The sequence below is a fragment of the Flavobacterium sp. genome (genome assembly GCF_043778725.1).
Taxonomy (GTDB): domain Bacteria; phylum Bacteroidota; class Bacteroidia; order Flavobacteriales; family Flavobacteriaceae; genus Flavobacterium.
Genome location: NZ_JAYWFT010000145.1, coordinates 1 through 3467 on the forward strand (window position 1 = coordinate 1; position 3467 = coordinate 3467).

4 protein-coding genes are annotated in these 3467 nt (G+C 31.5%); 1 reads left to right on the forward strand and 3 read right to left on the reverse strand.

The features are described 5' to 3' along the window. A partial coding sequence (locus ACH2CG_RS13575; RefSeq protein WP_395066096.1) for a response regulator transcription factor occupies nt 1-487 on the forward strand: 487 nt, incomplete at its 5' end. A 141-nt stretch (nt 488-628) separates the two neighbouring features. Here ACH2CG_RS13575 and ACH2CG_RS13580 read toward each other — a convergent pair. The 3 genes from ACH2CG_RS13580 to ACH2CG_RS13590 all read right to left on the reverse strand — a co-directional run. Beyond that, nucleotides 629-1360, reverse strand: a complete 732-nt coding sequence (locus tag ACH2CG_RS13580) for an acyl-[acyl-carrier-protein] thioesterase (RefSeq protein WP_395066098.1) — start codon at nt 1358-1360, stop codon at nt 629-631. An 8-nt stretch (nt 1361-1368) separates the two neighbouring features. Next, nucleotides 1369-2295, reverse strand: a complete 927-nt coding sequence (gene miaA / locus ACH2CG_RS13585; RefSeq protein WP_395066100.1) for a tRNA (adenosine(37)-N6)-dimethylallyltransferase MiaA — start codon at nt 2293-2295, stop codon at nt 1369-1371. A 38-nt stretch (nt 2296-2333) separates the two neighbouring features. Beyond that, a partial coding sequence (locus ACH2CG_RS13590) for an exonuclease domain-containing protein (protein ID WP_395066102.1) occupies nt 2334-3467 on the reverse strand: 1134 nt, incomplete at its 5' end.

Genomic DNA, 3467 nt, shown 5'->3' on the forward strand with positions numbered 1-3467 from the left:
AAAAAATAAAGAAGTGCCAATAGTTTTCTTAACGGCCAAAACCATGAAAGAAGACGTACTTAAAGGATATAAAGTAGGAGCAGACGATTACCTAAACAAACCATTCGACTCTGAAGTTTTATTGATGAAAATCAAGGCTATAATGCAAAGAAAATCATCAGAAACTAAAGCAGAAAATGTTCAATTCGAATTCCAAATTGGTAAATTTCATCTCAATTCTAAACTCCGTTTCTTGAATTTTCCAGGTAACGAACCAATTAAATTATCTCCTAAAGAAAATGAATTGCTAAAAATGTTGGCAGTATATGTAGAAGATTTAATGCCAAGAGAATTAGCCTTAACAAAAATCTGGAGAGACGATAACTACTTCACATCTAGAAGTATGGACGTTTACATCGCCAAGTTAAGAAAATACCTAAAAGACGATCCAGGCGTAGAAATTTTAAATATTCACGGCGAAGGATTTAGACTAGTCGTAAAAAAATAAAGCAAAAAGTTCTCAAGTAATTGGGAGCTTTTTTTTTAGAAGCTATTCCTGCTGTCCACTATATCTTTTTATTTTTTTAAAGAAAAAAAATAAAAAGGATGCCGTTCCCATCAGGGCTAAAAAATAGTGGTAAATAGAAATTTAGTCTTTCAATTCAAGTTCTAGTGCAAAGCAAACTTTTCCCTCTTTATTGATCGTAAAAATACTTTCATTTTTACCAATAGTAACCGTTTCATTTAGCGAAACTTCCTTCAAGTAATTCATTTCAAAGGCCAATAATTCCTGTTTTAAAAGAATTTTAAAATCAACACAATCCAAACACCATTCAAGGTACTTTACACTATTAGCATGATTCACAATATCCAAATCTGATAGTAAAACTTTTCGTTCTGCCACCACTTCAAACTCATCTTTAATATTTATTTTAGAATAACTTTTTTCAGTTGCATCATCATCAGGAAATTTTTCAAAATGTTCATGAGGTAATGCCAACCCTTCTGGTCGGCGTGTTTCAGTATTAAAAACAGCCCAAAAAGTCTCGCAACCCACAATCTTATCATCTCCAATATACATTTCTAAACAACGCGTAGATCTAGAATTCTCTAATGATTTAATCCAAGTTTTTACCGTTACAATTTCTTTCCATCTTGGTAAACGAACAATTTCTACACGCATTTTACTCAACACCCAAGCTTGATTAAATTCTTGCATATCACTAAAACTAATTCCTCCAACTTCCGAATGTGTTGCAGCCGTCAACTGAAAAAGATTACACAATTCAGTATATTTCAAAAAACCATTTGGGTAACATTGAAGAAAATTAATTTCCCAATCTTTGGTTAGAATAGAGGTGAAGTGTTTAGATATTGGCATAAAAAAAATTAAGAATTAAGAATTTTGTTGTTTATATGCTCTATTATTTTTTTTCTATCATCTAAATAATCAAACCAAACTGCATTTTCGGTTCTTTTAAACCAAGTAACTTGTCTTTTTGAAAATCGTCTTGTGTTTTTTTTGATTTCTTCTATTGCAAACTCCATGGTTATTTCTTCATCAAAATATTGAAATAACTCTCTATAACCAACCGTTTGCAATGCATTCAATTCTTTATTTGGATATAATTTTTCAGCTTCTTCTACCAAACTATCTTTTATCATTATAGCAACTCGTTGGTTGATTCGGTCGTACATAATTTGTCTTTCGGCTTCCAATCCAATGATGATAGGAGTGAAATTTCTAGTGTTTTTGTCTTTGTTTAAAAAGCTTGAATATGGTTTTCCTGTTCCAAGGCAAACTTCTATAAAACGCATCATCCGCTGCGGATTTTGAAGTGTTTGCGCATTGCTTTCTAATATAAAATTGTAATAGTCAACATCCAATTCTTTCAGAATATTTTGAAGGTATTCTATTCCATTTTGTTCATAGTCTAATTGAACTTTCTCACGAATATTTGTTGCTATTTCCGGGAAACTATCAAATCCTTTCAGTACAGCATCTACATACAAACCCGAACCACCAACCATAATCTGAACGTTATTTTCTAGAAATAAATCCTCCAATTTGGCTACAGCTTCATTTTCAAAATCTCCAACTGTATAATTTTCAAAAATCGATTTATTCTGAATAAAATGATGTGTTGCACTTGCCAATTCTGCATCATTTGGAACAGCCGTACCAATTTTCATTTCCTTAAAAAACTGACGACTGTCACACGAAATAATGTTGCAACCAAAATGTTGCGCCAAAGCAATACTCAAGGACGTTTTTCCTATAGCAGTCGGTCCGATAATAGTTATTAGATAATTCAAAAGGTCTATATTCTTTATTCTATTTTCTTTCTTCTTTTTTAGAACTTAACAATCTTCATCACTTTATTCTTTCTCAAATGACCTTGAATAATCGTTCTAGTATCACGATTATTCTGCATCGGAATTAAGATGTTTTTCAAGATATCTATGTTTGTAATTTGATAATTCAAATCATAAAAACAGTAGCCTTTGTAAATTCCGTTTTCAATTAAAACAGCACTGCGTTCGTCAACTTTTCTACCTCTATCAATGATGATCATGTTGTTGTTTTCAAACGCCATTTCATTTATAAAATCGGTAACTCTTTCGTTATATTCTTCAGGACTTTCTTTGCCAATGCAAGCACCATTACATTCTTTAATTTTATATTGAAAACAAGAATTTTGAGTTTCAAACAAACCATTCAGTTTCTGACACAAATTGTACTTTTCTGTAATTCTAAAAAGTGCATTTTTACCTTCTTGCAATGTTGTAAAAGCAGTAATTTCTTTTTTTCTACCGTCAGCTTTCTGAAGTTTCAAATTGATGTAACCCTTTTCGTCAATTGCCTCATATAAAGCCCATTGAAAAATACTTTTTCGTTGTGCACGATTGTATATTGGTTTATTAACTTTTATTTCTTCACTTTCCTTCAACAGTGCAATAAGTTCACTGCCGGTTTCATCATAAGTTACTGTGAACATTTCGGCCTGAATTTTTTTACTTTTGTTGTTCGTTCCAGTAAAATGTTGGTTTATTCGCTTTTTTATATTTTTACTTTTTCCAATATAAATTAGATTTCCTTTTTCGTTGTGAATATAATAAACACCAGTTTTAGAGGGCAATCCATCAATTATATCGCGAAATTTTGGAGCAATTCCTTTTTCAACTTCACTTTTAATAAGTTCTTTTACAATGACTTTTTCAATATCTTTTTCTAGTAAAATCTTAAATAATTTTACCGTTGCCAAAGCATCGCCACTTGCACGATGTCTGTCAGACATTGGAATTCCTAATGCTCTCACTAGTTTTCCTAAACTATGCGAAGGTTGTTCTGGCAATAATATTTTGGATAATTCTACAGTGCAAAGATTTTTAGCATTAAAGTCATAACCCAATCGTCTAAATTCAGTTCGTAAAATTCTATAATCAAACGAAGTGTTGTGTGCCACAAGAATGCAACCGTCGGTGAT

Bases quoted from the DNA above. Each gene is read 5' to 3' on its own strand.
- ACH2CG_RS13580 (WP_395066098.1), bottom strand. From the start codon at position 1,360: ATGCCAATATCTAAACACTTCACCTCTATTCTAACCAAAGATTGGGAA.